Below are 18,593 nucleotides of genomic sequence, written 5' to 3' on the forward strand. Positions count from 1 at the left end.
GGTCTCCAAAGGGGTGCGGATCAGGATTCGAGACTGCGAACGCGGCGTGGGCCGCCGACGCGCATCGCCTGGGTGAGGCGCTTGCGCGCCCGGTGAAGCCGGACGTTGTACGTGCGGACCGAACACCCCATGACGGTGGCGGCCTGCTCCGGCGGCAGGCCGTACCAGGTGGCGAACACCATCGCCTCCACGTCCTGCTCGGGCAGGGCCGACAGCGCGGCCAGGGCGTTCTCCCTGTCGATGACGTGCTCGGCCACATCCCACGCCACGTGGTCGCGTGCGGTGGTGAGGGCGGCTATCCGATCGACCAGGGCCTGGCGGCGGGTGCGCGAGTCGCGCTGCTTGGCCAGCAGGTTGCGGGCCACGCCGAGCAGCCAGGGCAACGCCGGCTCGGGGAGTTCCGCGAGCCGCCGCCACGCCACGAGGAACGTCTCGCTGCAGACGTCCTCGGCCGCGTCGCGCTCGGCCCGCAGCAGGGCGTAGCCGAGCACGCCGCGGTAGTGCCGGTCATACAGGTCGGTGAATCGTTCTTCGGGATCGTCCACACCAAGTAGTCCCTCCGAACGCGTCCGGATTACCGCGTCCCGTCGATTCATCCCTCATGCTCGCGGCACCATATGGGCTGACGGCGATCACTGACGCACGCTGCAAGGCCACCACCTGCGCGATGACCCGCCTACGGCGAAGCAGACCGTGTGGATCGCCCTACTTCAGGAACTGGCGCGATAGGCCGGACTCACCCTGTCCCTTGATCACATCATCCGGCTTGACGACTGAGGGGCAGCGGGCGGATACTGACCGTGTCGTGTCCTCTGGGGCACGGAAGTGGCGCCGGGAACCCCCCGATGGAATCGGGAGCCCGGCGCTTGCGTTTTCTTCCCTCACGTCTCCGACGCTTCCAGGAATGTGACGCGGCCTTCAAACAGCGGCCACCATCGCTGATCTCCACCCAGCCATCCGGTCACGATCCCCGCGACGACATCGGCCGTCCACAGCGCGGCATCCGAGCTGGCTCGTTCCCAGCTGACCGACATCTCAGTGGCGATACGCCCACTTCGGCGCAGAGCCGTAAGAATCGCCTTGTCGCCTGCGTCCTGCTCCCGGCGCGACTCGAAGACCACTGTCCCCACTTGACGTTCGGACAACTCAGGCAGCAGTCGGAGTAGCGCATGACGCCTGGCGCGTTCCGAGCGGCTCGCAGCGCCGTACAGGCTGACGGCGACCACTGACGCACACTCCAAGGAGGCCACCGCCTGAGCGATGAGATGCCTGCGTGCGACCCGCTCCGTCCTCCAGTGAACAGTTGGCGCCTTGCCGTACCGCAGGGCATCCATCGTCGCCCTGATCCGGTCTGGTTTCTCCGTCGGCAGAAGGACCGCGGCAAGGACATAAACGCAGTCGTCATCCTGACGGATGCGACAGCTTTCATCGACGAAGGCGAAGAGCACTCGCCGAACTTCACGTCACCCAGAGCTTCCATCACCTCACTCTTTGCCATCAACGCACAGCCGATCGACGGAGCAACGCCCACCACAAGCCCATGTCGGAGAAGGGCTTCCCGCGCGGGGTCCGAGTCGGCCGAAACCTTTGGGGTCACATCGGGCTCCGGGGATGCCGTCCGCAGCCTCCACCATCACGACAATCTGGAGGGACGAAACCGGATGGGCCGGAGAGGACCTCGGCATTACCCTTGGCTGAGCCTCCATGGTCGGGTTGGCTCCACGGTGAACTGAGTCAACGGATAGGCTGCCAAAATGACCTTCTGGAAAGCCGGGGCCGCCCACCTGGGCACATGCCGTCATCGCGCTTTCCTGCCAGGTCGTCACCTTTCTGGCCCTCACCCGGAGACACGATGCCTCCTTCTGCCGACCCAACCGTCTCCGTCACTCTGGCGGAGATAGCCAGGATCGCCGGTGTCGGGCGCGCGGCCGTCAGCAACTGGCGCCGCCGCCACGACAGCTTCCCCGCGCCGGTCGGCGGTACGGACACCAGCCCGCAGTTCGCGCTGTCGCAGGTGGAGGAGTGGCTGAGGCGGCAGGGCAAGCTCGACGAGGTCGGCAGCCGGGAACGGCTGTGGCCGGAGTTCGAGGCGCTCGGCGACCGCGACGCGATGGGGAGGGCGATCGCCGTCGCCGGTGCCCGGCTCGCGAGGCTCACCGATAAGGAAGCGGGACCCGATGACAGCGCCGGATGGCTTCCCGGCGGCACCGACCTCTCCGATGCTCAGCGGTCCCTGGTGGAACGCGCGGTCGGCCTGGCGAAGAAGCACGGCGCCCGGGACACCTTCGACTTCCTGCTCGGCCGTTGGCTCGACACCCACGTACGGCAGATCAATGTCACGCCGTCCCCGCTGGCGGCGCTGATGGCCGAGGTCGCCGAGTTGTCGCGCGGCGGCGAGGCCGGTGACGTCGGCACCGTGCTCGACCCCGCGTGCGGCACGGGCGGTCTCCTGCTCGCCGCCGCCCGGCAGTGGGCCGGTACGGCGGACTTGCCCGCCTCGGGTGCCCCGCTGAGACTGCTCGGCCAGGACGTGGACGCGACCCAGGCGGCGCTCGCCGCCGTACGGCTCCTGCTCGCCGGCCGCTCCCCGGAGCGTGAGAGCGCCTGGGGGGTCGACGTACGGGCGGGGAACACGTTGCGCGCCGATCCCCATCCCGATGTCCGCGCCGACGTGGTGCTGTGCAACCCGCCGTTCAACGAACGCGACTGGGGATACGAGGAACTCGCCACCGACGCCCGCTGGACGTACGGTCTGCCTCCCCGCACCGAACCGGAACTCGCCTGGACGCAGCACGCGCTGAGCCGCCTGGCACCCGGCGGGACGGCCGTGCTGTTGCTGCCGCCCGGTGTCGCCTCCCGCAGGGCGGGGCGCCGGGTCCGGGCGGGGCTGCTCCGCAGCGGCGTGCTGCGCGCGGTGGTCGCCCTGCCTCCGGGGTCCGCGCCCCCGCACAGCGTCGCGCTGCACCTGTGGGTCCTGCGGGCACCGGCCGAGGGCGGAACGGACGCGGGGGCCGGGGTGCTCCTGGTCGACGCGGCCGACGTCCAGCAGGAGCCGTCGGGGGGAACGCAGCGAGCGGGCAGGGCGGCGATCGACTGGCCCCTCCTGCACAGGCGCGTGGTGTCGGCCGTCCAGGAGCTCCGGACGATCCAGACAACCCAGACGGGCCAGGCACCCCAGACGGCTCCGGGGGCTCCGGCGGGAAACGCCGACGGGGACCGGCCGGCCGATCACGCCGTGGTCCCGGTGATCGACCTGCTGGACGAGGAGGTGGACCTCACCCCCGCGCGGCACGTCCCGAAGAAGGCGACCTCCGCGAACCTGGGCCTGCGGCGCTCGTGGAACCGGTTCGGTACCCTCCTCCACGAGTTGCGCGATCTGACCGCGACCCTTTCCGCCCTCGAACTGAGCGGCGAGGAGCCCGCGGGCCAGGGCACGGTGACCGTGGGCGACCTGCTCAGGGCGGGTGCGCTCACGATGCGAGCCGGGCAGCAACCGGCCGACGGCGTGGTGCGCACCGGCGACGCCCCCGACGACGCCGTACGCGTGCTGACCGTCGCCGACGTGCTGGCCGGAGGCAGGTCGTCCGGCTGGCTGACCGCGCCCGACGCCTCCGCGGGAGAGAACGCGGGCGGCCTCACCCTGACCGCACCCGGGGAGGTGGTGGTCGTCGGCGCCCATCGGGCGTTCGGCGCCTGGGTCGAGACCGACGCCCCCACGGTGCTGGGTTCTCAGTTGTACGCTCTCCGGGCCGATCCGGCACTCCTCGATCCCTGGTTCCTCGCCGGTTGCCTGCGCGCCCCGGCCAACGCGAGGCAGGCGGGCACCCACGCCTCGACGTCCTCCCGCATCGACGTCCGCAGGCTGCAGGTGCTGCGGCTTCCCCTCGACGAGCAGCGCCGCTACGGCGAGGCCTTCCGGCGGCTCACCGCCTTCGAGCGATCACTGCGAGAGGCGGGGACGATCGGCGGGAAGCTGGTCGACGGTCTGACCGACGGCATCGCCGCGGGGAGGCTTCCGGGAAACCGGCCGTGATCTCCGCCGGATAACACCTCGAACCGGACGTGATCTCCACCGGACACCACCCGGAACCGGCCACGATCCCCTCCGGACAACACCCCGGACCGGACGCGGGCGATCACCTGGGCGTTCGCGACATCGCGCGGCCGGACAAGGCGAGCCTCCATACCCTGCCGACATTTCATGATTTATCTAGGTATCGGACCCGGTTTGCCGACTGGGGGTAAACGATGTTCGATGTACCCCAGTTCGCGTTCCTGTCACAGTGGTCCGCACCTGCTGTGCCAACCGTAAGAAGGCGGTAGGCATGGATTTTCGGGTTCTCGGCCCGCTGGAGGTTCATCATGACGAGGCTCGCCTGGGACTGGGCGGTCCACGTCAGCGGGCGGTGCTGGCGCGGCTGCTCGTCGCGGGTGGCGCGCTCGTCTCCACCGATACCCTGATCGACGATCTGTACGGTGACGCCCCGCCGCCGAGCGTGGTGGCCACCCTCCAGGCGTACGTGTCCAACCTGCGCCGGATCATCGAGCCGGAACGCCCGCCGCGCACCCCGCCTCGACTGCTCGTCGGGCGGCCGCCCGGTTACCTGCTCGCCGCGACCGACGTCGACGCGGTCCGGTTCACCGAGCTGGTGTCCGGGACGGAGTCACGTCCCGCCGCCGAGACGCTCACCCGCGTGGAGGAGGCGCTGCGGCTCTGGCGCGGCCTGCCGTACGGCGAGTTCCACGGTGAGCTGTGGGCGGCCGGTGAGGTCAACCGCCTGTGCGAGCTGCGCCTGGTCGCGGTCGAGCGGCACGCCCAGGCCCGGCTGGATCTCGGCCGTCCGCAGGCCGTCATCACCGGCCTGGAGGCCGAGGCGGACGCGAACCCGTTGCGCGAGCGGCTCTGGCATCTGCTGGCCCTGGCCCTGTACCGCACCGGGCGGCAGGCCGACGCGCTGGCCGTGCTGCGCCGGGTCAGGGACCTGTTCGCCGAACGGCTCGGCCTGGATCCCGGTCCCGGGCTGCGGGCGCTGGAGGCGGACATCCTGCGGCAGTCCGACCGGCTCCTGCTCCCCTCCACCCCCGAGGTTCCCGTTCCGATCTCTCCTGCCCGCCGGGTCCCGCACGGCAGGGACCGGCAGCTCGCCGCCCTGGAGGGCCTGCCGGCGCGGGACGGCGGTCTCGCGATCGCCACGGTGAGCGGTGAGCCCGGCATCGGCAAGACGTGGCTGCTCGAAGCCTTCAGGGACCGGTACGCCGAGTCCGGCCGTCTGGTGCTGTGGGGCCGTTGTCCCGAGACCGAGGGTGCCCCGCCGCTCTGGCCGTGGTTACAGATCCTGCGGGCACTCGCCCGCGTCTGCCCCCCGCCGGACCTCGATGCCCTCGCCGGGCTGATGGACGACGAGACGCCCACGGGCTCGGCGGAGGCCGCCCGGCTCCGCCGCCACCAGGCCGTCGCCGACTGGGTGAGGGAGACCGCGCGGACCCGGCCCACGGTGATCGTCCTGGACGATCTGCAGTGGGCCGACGCGGCCTCGCTCGGCCTGCTCGGCGACCTGGTCACGCTCATCGGCGACGCGGAGAACGACATGGGGAGCGGCTCGGGGGACGACACGGGGAGCCACGCGGCGAGAGGTGCCGCCGTCATGGTGGTCACCGCGTTCCGCGAGGGTGCGGACCTGCTCCCCCTCGACGGCGTGCTGGGTCGGCTCGCCCGCCACAACCCCCTCCGCCTGCGCCTGACCGGTGTCGGCTCCGACACCGTACGGGCCATCGCCGCGGAGATCGGTGTCGAGATCGACGGGGGCGCCGCCCGCGCGCTGACCGAACGCACCGGCGGCAACCCCTTCTTCGTCAGGGAGACCGTGCGGATGCTCGCCCAGGGCGGCACCCTGGACGCGGTACCCGGCGCGGTCGCCGACCTGATCCGGCGACGGGTGGCCGCGCTCGGCCCGCAGGTCGGCACGGTGCTCAGGAGGGCGGCGGTGCTCGGCCGGGACTTCGATCCCGACGTCGTCGCCCAGGCATGCCGGGGTGAGGTGTACGACCCGCTGGACAGGGCCGCGCACGCCGGGCTGCTGCTGGCCCGCGACCGTCGCATGGCCTTCGCGCACGACCTGGTCAGAGAGACCCTCCTGGAGGACATCCCCCCGCTGCGCAGGGCGAGGATCCACCGGGAGGTGATGAAGGCCCTCGCCGCCCGCCCCGCCGTGGACGTGGCCGTCATCGCCCATCACGCGATCGAGGCCGGTCCCGCCGCGTACGGTGAGGCGACGAGGTGGGCCCGCGCCGTGGCGGAGCAGGCGTCCCTCCGGCTCGCGTACGAGGAGGCGGCCCTGTGGTGGGGCCGGGCGGTGGAGGCCCACGGCTCCTCCGCCGGCGACCCGCTCGACCACGTCGAACTCCTGTTGCGGCAGATCCAGGCACTGCTGCAGGCCGGGGACCCGCTCGGTGCCCGCGAGGCGCGGGCACGGGCCATCCGCGTCGCCGACCGCGCCGTCGATCGGGGCGGCCCCACGCTGATCGCCCGCGTGCTGACCTCGCTGGACGCCCCGTCGGCCTGGACCCTGCGCAACCCGTACGAGGAGGTGGAGCTTCGGCTGGTGCACCGCTTCGAGGTGGCCCTGCGGTCGCTGCCGGAGGAGGACGGTCCCGAGCGGGCGCGGCTGCTCGGCGGGCTCGCGCAGGAGCTCTACGACGGAAGCGACGACCCGCGCTGCGACTCCTTCTCCGCCGAGGCCGTCGCGATGGCGCGCAGGCTGGGGGATCCGCACCTGCTCATGCGGATGCTCAACGCCCGCCAGCTATCGCTGCCCCAGGCGGCCCACCCACACGAGCTGATCGAGATCGCCACCGAGCTGGTCGAACTGGCCGTGCGGACCCGGATGCCGGAGTACGAGCTGCTCGGGTGGATCCTGCTGACCCATCACAGGCTGCAGCTGTTCGACGTGGCCGGCGCGGACGAGGCCGCCCTCCGCTGCGACGCGATGCTGGAACGGCTGCCGCTGCCCTGGCCGCGGTTCCAGCACACCATGTGGCGCGCCAACCGGCTGGTCCTGGCCGAGTGTTTCGACGATGCCGAGGCGCTGTATCACGAGGCGGAGCGGCAGGCCGGACGGCTCGGCATGTGGTACGCGGGCGCGGTGGTGGCCACCGGACGCATCCTGCTGCATCACCGGCGCGGTTCCATGGCCGACGCCGAGTCGCTGATCGACTCGATCACCGGCATCCACACCACCATGGACCACGACGCCGGGATCCTGCGGCTGTGCGCCCAGGGCCGCGTCGAGGAGGCCGCGCGAACGGTCGAGAACGGCTGGCCCAAGCCGCCGGGCGACTGGTCCTGGCTCACCATGACCTGCCTGCAAAGCGAGGCCCGAGCCGCGGTCGGCGACCTGCCGGCCTGCCGGGAGAGCTACGCGGCGCTACTGCCGCACGGCGGGAGCATCGCGGTGGGCTCGGCCATCGCCCTGGCGGGCCCGGTGGACTGGTTCCTCGCCCTGCTCGCCTCGGCGCTGGGCGAGCACGAGAGCGCCGCCGGGCATCTCCTGAGCCTGGCCGGGCAGGCCGACAGGAACGGGCTCACCGCCTGGCGGGACCGGGCGGCGGCGGCGCTGTCCCGAGGGAACGGCGAGGCGGGAACGGCCCCGGGCCCGCTGGGCGCTGCCCGGCGGGTGGGGCCGTCGTTCGGTCGATGAGCCGCCCGAGACAGTGAGCCGCTCAGGCCATAAGCCGCTCAGGCAGACCCGCAGGGCGAGTCACGCGGCGACAAGGGGACGAGAGGACGATAGGACGAAGGGCACGCCGCTCAGGCGGTGAGCCGTTCGGCGACGAGATCCACGAAACGCTCGTGCTGCAGCCGGGCCATGTCCGGGTCCAGCACGAGCGCGTTCCCCTCCTGCCCGGCGGTGTCGCCGAACTCCCGGACCATGTTGAGAACCTTGTACACGTTGACGACCTGGTAGACGGCGACGATCTCGTAGACATAGCCCGCCATCGGGGCGATCTGATAGGTCGCCAGGCCGTTCGCCCGATCGGCGGCCGTGGAGTCGGCCTTGAAGCCGAACCGTTCGGCCAGCACGTCGCGGGTGAGGTTCCGCGCCGCCGTGAGCGCCCGGTCGATCCTGACCCGGTCGCCGCTGGTCATCTCCCTGCCGAACGAGGCGAGGAACGCCGGATCCTTCTTCGAGATCGCCGCCACCACCGCGGAGGCGAACTCCTCCTGCTTGGCCGTCACCCCACCGGCCGGACGCACGATCTCGGGGAACCTCTCGGCCACCGGCCCGATCCCCAGGATCAGCCCCCGATAGACACTCTCACCGTCGTACGCCGAGACCACGGCCCCCGCACCGGCCACGACCACACCGGCACTGGCACCGGCCGCGTGCACCGGCACCACCACCGCACCGGCCGCCAACCCCGCGACCAGGGCCGCCAGAACCACCTTCGACACCCGCATCGAACTCCTTCCACAAACGTGAACGATGGATGAAACCCGGTCGTGAGACCGGAGCGGTCCCCGGCGGCGAACGCACCTCGCGCCGCGACCGGGGCCCGCTGGGCTCAGCCTGGAACCCACTCGTGTTCCGGCCGGTACGACCGGCCGGAACAGGGCCCCTTCGAACTCGGGTCGGCAACGCCCGGCCCGGTCACGACCGTTCTTCGCGGCGCGAGGGGCGCTCTGACGCCGATCTCGCCGACAGGCCGGCCCGCCACTCCGGGCTCTCGCCGCGTACCGAGCACAGAGGGGTGCCACCGGGCAGGCGGTGCCGCGTCCTGGCCACCACCGCGTAGACCAGGTGTGCCGCCCAGGACACCGGGGGGACCGACATGAGCCTCCCGAGCACGCGCCACCCGCGCGAGCGCTGCCAGACGAGCAGGGCGGCGAAGGCCCGCGCGCCACCGGCCGGAGCCTTCCCCTGCTCGATCCACCAGGCGGCCCCGGCCACCTGTTCCCGCGAGAGCCCGTGATGTGCGAGGTCGAGGGCCTGCCAGGCGAAGGTGTCCGGCCAGTCAGGGAGCACACGGCGCAGGGTGCGCAGCGCGTTCGCGCAGAATCCGCAGTCGCCGTCGTAGACCAGGAAGCGGGCGGGCGTTCCCACCGGGATCACGGCCGCCCCTCGGGAGCCGGGCCCGCATGGGCCGGAGCGGGGCCGGGAGACGCCCGCCCGGCCTCGTCCCGGAGATCGGGAGCGGTGATCGCCTCCGGGGACGCGGCGCCGACCACCGCCTCCTGTGGTGCGACCCCTGCCTCCTGCGGTGAGGGAACGGCCGTCACCTCATCCGGAACGGCGGAGGCGGCACCCGCGGTCGCGCCCGTACGGCGCGCGAGGACCGGCCACGTCGACCGGGCGCGGTCGAGCCGGGCGAGGACCCGCAGGCGGCCGGGCAGCCGGAACGGCACGTCGACCGGGCGCAGATGGAGCACCAGGCAGGCGAGCATCGCGAACATGAAGCTTCCGAGGCCCATGAGCACCCCGATCGAGATGTGGAAGGCGACACCCGCGGCGAGCAGGTACGGCCGGACCGGTCGGCGAGCGATCATTCCGAGCGCGATCGCGAACTCGATGACGAGTGGCCCCCACGTCATCAGGGTGACGCCGATCGGGTTGATCAGGATCGGGGTGAGCAACGGCTTGATCCAGCTCGGCATGCCGAAGAACGGGTCGGTGAGCCAGTACCACAGCCCCGTGCCGTCGGCCCACTCCGCGTGGCTCAGCTTGGCCACCGACGCCTGGAAGTAGAGTCCCGCGACCTGCAGGCGGATCACGAAGAAGGTCGTCCAGGCGAAGAACGACAGGGCCGGGCGTCCGCTCACGTCGACGGGCGGGCCCCAGTGCCACCTGCGCCCGTCCAGCAGCGCGACGGGAAGCAGCAGCAGGGTGACGACCGCGCTGATCTGGTCGCCCCCGTCGGGGATGGTGGCCGACGCCATCAGGCTGACCGTGACCCACCAGTGGCCCAGGGCGGTGAACCTCGGACGCCAGCCGATGACCACGAGAAGCAGCAGGCCGATCGAGAGGAAACGGGCGATCTCCAGCTGGTCGCTCGGGACCACGCAGAAGACGCTGACCTGGGCGATGCCCGAGCAGTTGGGGAAGCCCGACATTCCCTGCGCGGGGCGGAAGAGGGAGGTGCTGTGACTGAACAGGAGGGTTCCCAGCGTGCCGAGCGCCATCAGGGTGCGGGCCAGGCCGTAGACGTTCGTCCATGGCGAGACCCGCGCGAGGCGCGCGACGGCGAGACCGGCTCTGGTCAGCATGTGACCTCCAATCGGGCGACCCTGGCGGGCATGGCCGTTTCGCTCCCGGCCCACGCCCACGGCAGCGGCTCGCGCTGGATCAGGCCCACCGAACCGCAGTGGATGGGGTTGGGCGCGATGTTGCGTATCGTCACGGCGCTGGGGGCGCGGTCGAGGCATGAGGCGACGTCGCCGCCGTCACACGCCACCCATCCGTCGGCGGGAACCGAGGTCTGCATGATGCCGAGTTCCAGCCCTTGGGCCCGAGAGCGCCGGTTGAAGCCCAGCACGTTGCGCGGTTCCGAGTGCGGGCCGAGTCGCGCGTCCTGCCAGCCACCGGTGCCCGCGGTCTGCCACACGCCGATCTGCGGTTCGCGCGGCGATTTGGTGAAGAACGCCCACCCCTGCGGGGTGAGGGTGGTGATGGTCAGCCTCAGCTGCTCCTGCCCGGGAAGTGAGAGGGCGTTGCTCGGCAGCTGGGTGTGCACCACGTAGAAGATCACTGATCCCCAGAAGGCGACGATGCCGACGAGCGCCCACCCGAGGCGCCTGGCCATGGCGGTTTCGGTCAACGGAATCTCCGTGGATTCTCAAGGCCCGGTTCCGCGCCGGATGCGGCGCGGAACCGGGCGCGGGGGCCGGAGATCAGGCGGCGAGCCGCTCGGCGACGAGGTCCACGAAACGCTCGCGGTCGAGCCTGGCCAGGTCGTCGCTCACCAGGGCCTCGGTCCAGTGCCTGATCTCGTAGACATTGGACTCGCGGACGGCGTTGGCCATCTTGTACACGTTGACGATCTCGTAGACGTTGCCGAGGTAGACCATGTACACGAAGACCGCCAGGCCGTTCACCTGGTCGGTGGCCGTGGCGTCGGCCTTGAAGCCGAACCGTTCCGCCAGCACGTCCTTGGTGAGGTTCTGCGCCCTGGTGAAGGCCCGGTCGATCCTGACCCGGTCGCCGCTGGTCATCTCCCTGCCGAACGATTCGAGGAAGGCCGGGTCCTTCTTCGAGATCGCCGCCACCACCGCGGAGGCGAACTCCTCCTGCTTGGCCGTCACCCCACCGGCCGGACGCACGATCTCGGGGAACCTCTCAGCCACCGGCCCGATCCCCAGGATCAGCCCCCGGTAGACACTCTCACCGTCGTACGCCGAGACCACGGCCCCCGCACCGGCCACGACCGCACCGGCACTGGCACCGGCCGCGTGCACCGGCACCACCACCGCACCGGCCGCCAACCCCGCGACCAGGGCCGCCAAGACCATCTTCGATACCCGCATCGAACTCCCTTCACGAACGTGAGACGGCACACGGAATCCCGATGTGAGCTCGTTGGCCGGCGACCGGAGCCTTTTCCTACGGTCCGCGACATTCCGGCGCAAGAGAGGTTGGATTCCGGCCATTGTCTCCACGGACTTTTCGCCGCTTCGACGGAGAGTGTCACGAGCGATTTGGCGTGCGCTTGGAACGGCGCCGCCCCCGCCAGTGAATCACTTGGAACCCAGCTCAGCCTGGTCAGGCCAGCACAAATCAGACCAGCCCGCTCCGGTCCGCGCCCCGATGGGTTTCCATGCCGCCAACTGCGGGGTCCGTTTTGGATTCTTCTCGACCGGGAAAAGGCCCCGCGCGGGCGGCCGTTCCGGATGGTCGCTCAGCTGCGACCTCGGGAAAGGCCGCGACACCGCGTCAGTATGTCGTCACACTGAGGTGTGACAAAGTCGGTTGATTGCGGCAGCGCGCGAAGCCCTTGAACCCGATTTACGTCATATACAGCCTAATTCCGCATTAAAACAGCATTTACGGCACACTTTGCCCCCGCTGGAACCTGCGGAGCCCGGCTGACATCCAACCCCGTACGACTGACGTCCTTTTATCGGAAGTGAGCCGTACATCCCCCAGGTTGATGACATATGAGGTGTCGTGACTATGGCGTCGAATGTAACGCGGTTATACCAGGCGGTGCTGCGCGACCCGGTCGCCCCGATCTCGATCCGGCTGCGCCGCACCTTCTCGGAGTGGGTCGAGCAGAAGGGGTTTCCGCCCCCGGGTGCCGCGCGGGCGATGGTCGAGGCCGAGGCCGGCCGGGCACGGCTCACGATGGAACGGCGCGGCGACTGCGGCCGATACACGCTGGACGAGCCGTACGGGAAAGGACACCTGAAGACCCGGGTGACCTACACCGAGTCGGTGGCGGGCATGACCGGGTGGGTGATCGTCACCGTGGACCGGCACGAGGGACGCGACCAGGAAGAGCACCGGCCGGCGCCGTACCAGAACGGAAAGCACGCAACGGACCGACATGAACCGGTGTCGCAGCAGAATGGAAAACCCGAAAAAGGGCGACATGAACCAGGGGCGTACCAGAACGGAAAGCGCGATCCGGGGCGAACGGAAAGGCGAGAACCGCCGACGGCGAGCGTGCCCGGGTTCCTCCCCGCGTACCTGCGCACCGCGCGGATCAGCGACGGCGGCATCCACCTGGAGGACGGCCCGCTGGTTCTCCATGAGGACGACCTGGACCGGTTCGTCCCGGTGATGACCGAGCCTCTCCGGAGGGCGCCGATCCTCGTCCTCTCCGTGGATCCGCAGAACCCGGAGGCCGCGCGGGCCCATGCCGACTATCTGGCCGGCGCGGTCACCGGTGCGGGCCTGGTCGTACGGCTCGCCGACCTGCACACCCAGAACCGGTTCAACAAGGCGATGGGCAAGGAGCTGGGGGTGTTCGGCGGTGGGATTCGCACCTATCTCGCCCCCTTCGACCCCGCCGGGGAGCCCTACCCCCGCAGGCATCCGCCCATGGGCGCCGCCATGATCCGGGAACAGGGTGATGCCGCCCTCGACCTGATCGCCACCGGAGCGGTCGATGCGACCGCCCGTCGCGAGCTTCCCGACGACATCCGGCGGACGCTCAGCGTCGTCTACCGCGTGCTCGCCGGACGCGCCGAACTGAGTGAGATCGCCGAGGCCGCCGCACCCCGGCCCGCGAGGGCCGATGCCGCCCGTGAGGAGCTGCGGCGGCGGATGATGGCGATGACCCGGCGTCCCGCGCCCGTCGCGCTCCCCGCTCCCGCCACCCCCGCCTCGGTCGCCAGGACCGCCGAGGGCTCCGAACCCGGTCCCCGCTCGGAGGAGCCCACCGCCACCACGGAGCCCGAGGAGACAGGAACGGCCACCTCAGCGGGAATCCCTGTGTCAGGTACGGAGGAGATCGCCCAGGTGGTGGCGGACATGGTGGTCAAGGAGTTGCGCGGGGAGCTGGAGACGGCACTGGGGCTCGCCACGTCGTCACAGGCCGCGGGCGCCGACTCCGGCGCTGACTCCGACAGGGTGCTGCGCGAGATCCGCGCGCTCGGCGCGCACCTTTCCGGCCTGCGCGACATCGTCGCGGAACAGCGTGACATCGTCGCCGGACGGCATGGCGACCTCACGCACCTCCGGAGCGACAGCACGGGAGGGCACGGCGACGTCGTCGAATCCCGGGGGCACATCAACGGACGTCACATCAACGGACGTCGCGGCGATGGATCCCTCGCGGAGGAGGGGAGCGAGCGACCGGCCACGGAGACCGGGAGCCTGCGCGAGGAGCACCGGCTGCTCACCGAGGAGTACGCCGAGGCCGTCACGAACGCGAGGAAGCTCACCGAGCGGGTCCGCTGGCTGGAGGCGAGGCTCGCGGAGGCGGGCCAGCCCGTGTACGGCGTGAACGCGGAGGTCCCCGTCTTCGAACCCGCCAGCCTGATCGAGGTCCTGATCGAGGCCCGCCAGAGCCTGCGCCACATCGTCGTCGGCGACACCGACGGTCCGGCGGCCCGGCTGGACCTGGATCATCCGGCCCAGTCGCGGACCTGGGCGGCGAAGGCCTGGGACTCCCTGCGCGCCCTGGAGGACTTCGCGAGGGCTCGGTCCGGAGGGGAGTTCGCGGGCGGCTTCTACGATTGGTGCGCCCAGGGCTCCCCCGGGCGCCTCACCATCCCCACCGGGATGCTGTCCATGCGCGAGTCGAAGAGCGTGGTCACCCGCGCCAAGTTCAGCGATCGCCGGACCTTCGCCGTCCCGCCCGAGGTGAACCCCGGCGGGCAGGTCCTGATGGAGTCCCACGTCAAGCTGCGGCCCGTGGGCTATCCCGCGCCCCGGATGTACTTCCACGACGACTCCGGCGGCACCACCGGCAAGATCTGGATCGGCTACCTGGGCGAGCACCTCCCCAACACCCGGACGAACTGACCGCCCCGTGGTCTTCGTGTAGCGTCTCAATCTGAGTGTCATTTTCTCAGGCTGAGTGTCGTCTCGGTGTCATTTCCGTCTCACGCCATGCGTCGTCTTCTTTGATCATTTACCTGCGGCGGGGCTGATTGGTCTGGCACGGTCCACAATGTGATCGTTGATCTTGCCACGGTTCGTCCGGTTGGTCCGGCCAGGGTTTCGGTACGGTCTGCCGTCGACGGGAGTGGTTGTTCGACCGGGACCTGCTCGGGGCATTGACCTCCGCCGATCTCGCAGGTGGGACGTTCAACGAAGCGTTGGAAGCAATCGCCGGCTGGCCAGAGCGGCTGGTTCGTGCCCACCTTCTGCATCTGCTCTGGAACCAGACTTGCATCGTTGACTTGGACTCGGTATTGAGCGGCGACCATGTCTTGGGGAGGATCAAGTGAGTGGTGCGGGGGCACGCCTCGGAGTCGGAACGCGGTTCATCTGGGACGGGGAGACGTTCGAGGTCGTGGAACTGGTGCCGCACAGAACCGGCAACGAACTGGTCTTGAAGGACGCCCGCGGCAATGTTCGGCGCGCATCCCAGCGTGAGCTGCTGTTCTCCGGGAGAGCGCGGATCATTCCGGACGATGACGGCCCCTCGGCGAGCGACCCCTATGAGACCGTCGCGGCGGTGCTGGCCAGGCTCACCCCGGCTCAGCGCGAAGGTCGAGGAGAAGACCGCGCACCTGGAGGAAGTCCTAACGGGGTATCGGCTGGGCTCGGCCGAGTCGGCTGGCCTCGGCGAGCCCCGCGAGGGCTTCGACCCGGACCTGCCGATCACCAGTCGCTACGCCGCCAAAGCTGCCGAACTGGGCGTGACGCGCAGGACGTTGGAGCGATGGGTTTCGGAATACAAGGATCTCGGTCCGGCCGCTCTGGCAGCGGGCATGCAGCCCCGCCGCGAGGGGCAATTGGAGCGTGCTGATCCACGCTGGGTGGAGATGGCCCTGGAGATCATGGCCGAGCACACCGAACAGTCGCGTCCGACGCAGGCGATCATCATCGAACGCACCGCGGCTCGTCTGACCACTCGGTTCGGGGCCGATACGGTGAAGATGCCGAGCCGGGCCACGGCCTACCGTCTGCTTGAGGAGCTGGACCGGCGGGTTCCAACATTCCGGGGCAGCGCGAAGCGACGCCGGGAGGCCGCAGACCAGCCGGATTCGGCTTACGACCGGTTGCGACCCACCCGGCCGGGCGAGTATCTGCTGTTGGACACGACGCGTTCGGATGTGTTCGCACTGGACCCGATCACCTTGAGGTGGGTGCAGGCCGAGATCACGGTGGCGATGGACTGGTACACCCGCTGCATCACGGGTTTGCGGGTCACGCCGGTCTCGACGAAGGCCGTTGACGTCAGCGCGAGCCTCTTCCAGACGTTCCGGCCGCGCGCGGCGGACAAGAGCTGGCCAGCCCACGCGCTCTGGCCCGACCACGGCGTTCCGCGCGGGGTGCTGGTGGACCGGGACGCCTACAGCCGATACGAGGTGCCGCAGTTGGCGGGCCCAGCGCTGGTGCCGGAGACCATCGTGATCGATCATGGCAAGGTCTATGTCTCCGAGCACGTGACCAGTGTCTGCCGGCGGATGGGCATCTCGATTCAGCCAGCCCGGTTGCGGACGGGCCGGGACAAGGGTCCGATCGAGCGGTTCTTCCGGACGATGCGAGAGAGCCTGCTGGAGGCGCTTCCCGGTTACAAGGGCCCGGACGTCTACTCGCGCGGCCTCAACCCGGCAGGAGAAGCGTTCTTCTTTTTGGACGAGCTCGAGGCGATCATCCGGGAATGGGTGGCGGTCATCTATCACCACCGGCCCCACCGTGGCCTGGTCGATCCGCGGCTGCCTGGGTTGGAGTTGTCGCCCGCGATGATGTTCGAGCAGGGGGCGCCCGCTCGGGATATGTCGAGGTTCCTCGGGACCGGGATTTGGGATTTGAGTTCCTCAAAGTCGAGTACGTACCGATCCACCGCTACGGCGTGGAGATCAACAGATGCCGCTACAACGGCAACGGCATCAACGACTTTCGCGGCAAGACCAGCCCCTACCTGGGCGCCGCCAAGGGCCGTTGGCCCGTCCACATCGATCTCGACGACATCACCAAGATCTATTTCCGGCATCCGGAGACCCGGACCTGGCATCAGCTGGACTGGGAACACGCCCCCATGCTGGAGACCCCGTTCAGCCTCGAGGCTTTGAAGTTCTCTCGCCGGCTCGCCGCCGCGAAGTACACCTATCCAGACGACAGGCTTGCGATTGCGGACCTGCTCAAACGCTGGAACATGGGCCTGGATCTCGACCGGACAGAACGGCGGATGGCACTGCGGCTGGCCCGGAAGCAGGCCGCCATCAACCTGCCGGAGCTTAAGGAGCCGGCCGTCTCCGAACTCGCGTCGGTCCGCAAGGCACTCGGCGCCGAAGAACCGGAACCCGATGCGCCTCAACCCGCTATCGGCGGTGATGACGACGACGAGATCGAGCTCGACCTGGTCCCGCACGCGCAGCGGGCCTGGGACGGGATCGAAGACGTCCGTTCCGACGACAGCAGCCTGGCCGACTTCGACGAGGACTTCTACGCCACTGCCCGGAAGGATGCCGATGACTGAGCTGGGCTCCACCTCGGCTGCGGAAGCCGATCTGCGGTTGAAGCTCGATCACTTGACGTTGTCCCGGAAGGAGGGGTTCAAACGGCTGGTCGAGGCTCCGGCCCGTCGGCAGCCCGACCATCTGACGCGACAGCAGCTGAAAGCGCTGAGCGAGGCCGCGCTCGCCGAACACAACCAGCTGCGCCGGAAACTGCATGCCAATATCGGACCGATCGCCACCCCTCAGATGGACGAACTGCTGGAGGACCTCTGGGACATCGTCGACAGCAACGACCAGGACGGCGACAAGGTCAAGGGCGGCATCGCCATCGACGCCTTCCCCGGCCTGGGTAAGACGACCGCCATGCTCACCTTCGCCAAGAAGTTTCACAAGCGTGAGATCGCCGAGAACGGCGGGTTCACCGACGCGGGCCACGAACGGTGGCCCGTCTGCCGGGTCGGGCTGACCAGCAACACCAGCATGCGCGACTTCAACCGGGCCGTCCTAGAGTTCTACGGACACCCAGGACGCCGCCGGGGCACCGCCGCCGAGTTCGGCTACTACGCCCTCGATACGATCGTCTCCTGCGAGGCGAAGGTCCTCATCGTGGACGACCTCCACTTCCTGAAATGGCGGAACAAGAACGGGATCGAGGTCAGTAACCACTTCAAATTCATCGCCAACGAGTTCCCCATCACCCTGCTGATGGCCGGAGTCGGGCTCGAGTCCAAGGGCCTGTTCAGTGAGGGCGACAGCTACGAGGACGCCGTCCTCGCCCAGACCGGACGACGGACCACCCGTCTGGGTATGGACCCGTTCCTCATCAACACCGAGGAAGGTCGCCAAGGCTGGCGGGACACCCTGCTGGCGATCGAGCAGCGCGTGGTGCTCGCCGACAACTACCCCGGAATGATCGCCGATGACCTCTCTGACTACCTGTTCGCCCGCAGCACCGGCCACATCGGCTCGCTAATGACCCTCATCAACCGTGGCTGCCAGCGGGCCGTCCGCACCGGTGCCGAGCGGCTGGACATCGCCCTGCTCGACCGCGTCAAGAACGATGCCGCCGCCGAAGCCGGCCGGCTGGAACTCCAAACGGCCTTCGCCCTTTCAGGAAGCGGGACAGCTGGGCCGGTATGGCTCATCGGGGACGTACTGCTGCCATTCCTGACGCGTGAACGAACGAACCGCGATGTCGCAGACCGCTCGAAGAAGATCAGGCGGCAAGGCGACGTCCCAGATCCGCATCGTCTGGTCTGCGCCGACGGTGACCAGGCGCTTACCGTCAGGGTCGAACGCCACCGAGTTCACCGCGCCGGTGTGGCCGGTGAGGCTGCGGATCAGGCCGCCAGTGTCCGCATCCCAGATCCGCATCGTCTGGTCTGCGCCAGCGCTGGCCAGGCGCTTACCGTCAGGGCTGAACGTTACCGAGTTCACCGCGCCGGTGTGGCCGGTGAGGCTGCGGATCAGGCCGCCAGTGTCCGCATCCCAGATCCGCATCGTCTGGTCTGCGCCAGCGCTG

The 18,593-nt window shown here is 69.7% G+C and carries 13 protein-coding genes and 1 pseudogene; 6 read left to right on the forward strand and 8 right to left on the reverse strand.

Features of this window, described 5'->3' with window-relative positions; genetic code table 11:
- Positions 1-20: 20 nt before the first annotated feature.
- Both ABZ664_RS22290 and ABZ664_RS22295 read right to left on the reverse strand, forming a co-directional pair.
- Positions 21-545, reverse strand: coding sequence for a sigma-70 family RNA polymerase sigma factor (locus tag ABZ664_RS22290; RefSeq protein ID WP_362512927.1), 525 nt, complete (start codon positions 543-545; stop codon positions 21-23).
- A 336-nt stretch (positions 546-881) separates the two neighbouring features.
- A complete protein-coding gene (locus tag ABZ664_RS22295; protein ID WP_362512931.1) occupies positions 882-1,448 on the reverse strand; it encodes a hypothetical protein in 567 nt (188 codons plus the stop codon).
- 404 nt (positions 1,449-1,852) lie between these two features.
- Here ABZ664_RS22295 and ABZ664_RS22300 point away from each other — a divergent pair, with 404 nt between their 5' ends.
- Both ABZ664_RS22300 and ABZ664_RS22305 read left to right on the forward strand, forming a co-directional pair.
- Positions 1,853-4,033, forward strand: coding sequence for an N-6 DNA methylase (locus tag ABZ664_RS22300; protein WP_362512934.1), 2,181 nt, complete (start codon positions 1,853-1,855; stop codon positions 4,031-4,033).
- A 292-nt stretch (positions 4,034-4,325) separates the two neighbouring features.
- Positions 4,326-7,697 (forward strand): BTAD domain-containing putative transcriptional regulator, encoded by a 3,372-nt coding sequence (locus ABZ664_RS22305; protein ID WP_362512937.1) that lies wholly within the window; start codon positions 4,326-4,328, stop codon positions 7,695-7,697.
- A 110-nt stretch (positions 7,698-7,807) separates the two neighbouring features.
- Here the strand turns inward: ABZ664_RS22305 and ABZ664_RS22310 are convergent, their stop codons facing one another.
- From ABZ664_RS22310 to ABZ664_RS22330, 5 genes are all read right to left on the reverse strand, one after another.
- Positions 7,808-8,458 (reverse strand): hypothetical protein, encoded by a 651-nt coding sequence (locus ABZ664_RS22310; RefSeq protein ID WP_362512940.1) that lies wholly within the window; start codon positions 8,456-8,458, stop codon positions 7,808-7,810.
- 190 nt (positions 8,459-8,648) lie between these two features.
- Complete coding sequence (locus ABZ664_RS22315; protein ID WP_362512943.1) at positions 8,649-9,110, reverse strand: DUF393 domain-containing protein; 462 nt, start codon at positions 9,108-9,110, stop codon at positions 8,649-8,651.
- Positions 9,107-10,261, reverse strand: a complete 1,155-nt coding sequence (locus ABZ664_RS22320) for a sporulation-delaying protein SdpB family protein (RefSeq protein ID WP_362512946.1) — start codon at positions 10,259-10,261, stop codon at positions 9,107-9,109. The genes ABZ664_RS22315 and ABZ664_RS22320 overlap by 4 nt, the downstream gene beginning before the upstream one ends.
- Positions 10,255-10,812 (reverse strand): SdpA family antimicrobial peptide system protein, encoded by a 558-nt coding sequence (locus ABZ664_RS22325; protein ID WP_362512949.1) that lies wholly within the window; start codon positions 10,810-10,812, stop codon positions 10,255-10,257. The genes ABZ664_RS22320 and ABZ664_RS22325 overlap by 7 nt, the downstream gene beginning before the upstream one ends.
- A 73-nt stretch (positions 10,813-10,885) precedes the next feature.
- On the reverse strand, positions 10,886-11,518 hold the full coding sequence (locus ABZ664_RS22330) for a hypothetical protein (protein WP_362512952.1): 633 nt from the start codon (positions 11,516-11,518) through the stop codon (positions 10,886-10,888).
- Positions 11,519-12,164: 646 nt separating this feature from the next.
- On the opposite strand from ABZ664_RS22330, the gene ABZ664_RS22335 reads away from it, so the two are divergent.
- From ABZ664_RS22335 to ABZ664_RS22350, 4 genes and pseudogenes are all read left to right on the forward strand, one after another.
- Positions 12,165-14,462, forward strand: a complete 2,298-nt coding sequence (locus ABZ664_RS22335; protein ID WP_362512955.1) for a hypothetical protein — start codon at positions 12,165-12,167, stop codon at positions 14,460-14,462.
- 641 nt (positions 14,463-15,103) lie between these two features.
- On the forward strand, positions 15,104-16,684 hold the full coding sequence (locus tag ABZ664_RS22340) for a hypothetical protein (RefSeq protein WP_362512958.1): 1,581 nt from the start codon (positions 15,104-15,106) through the stop codon (positions 16,682-16,684).
- Positions 16,651-17,091 carry a hypothetical protein gene (locus ABZ664_RS22345; protein ID WP_362512962.1) on the forward strand — a complete coding sequence of 147 codons (441 nt, stop codon included), beginning with the start codon at positions 16,651-16,653 and terminating at the stop codon, positions 17,089-17,091. The genes ABZ664_RS22340 and ABZ664_RS22345 overlap by 34 nt, the downstream gene beginning before the upstream one ends.
- A 226-nt stretch (positions 17,092-17,317) precedes the next feature.
- A pseudogene (locus tag ABZ664_RS22350) lies at positions 17,318-17,728 on the forward strand (ATP-binding protein); the annotation flags it as partial.
- A gap of 453 nt (positions 17,729-18,181) precedes the next feature.
- On the opposite strand, the gene ABZ664_RS22355 reads toward ABZ664_RS22350, so the two are convergent.
- Complete coding sequence (locus ABZ664_RS22355) at positions 18,182-18,571, reverse strand: hypothetical protein (RefSeq protein ID WP_362513023.1); 390 nt, start codon at positions 18,569-18,571, stop codon at positions 18,182-18,184.
- Positions 18,572-18,593 lie beyond the last annotated feature (22 nt).

The sequence above is a fragment of the Streptosporangium sp. NPDC006930 genome, assembly GCF_040635605.1.
Classification (GTDB): Bacteria; Actinomycetota; Actinomycetes; order Streptosporangiales; family Streptosporangiaceae; genus Streptosporangium.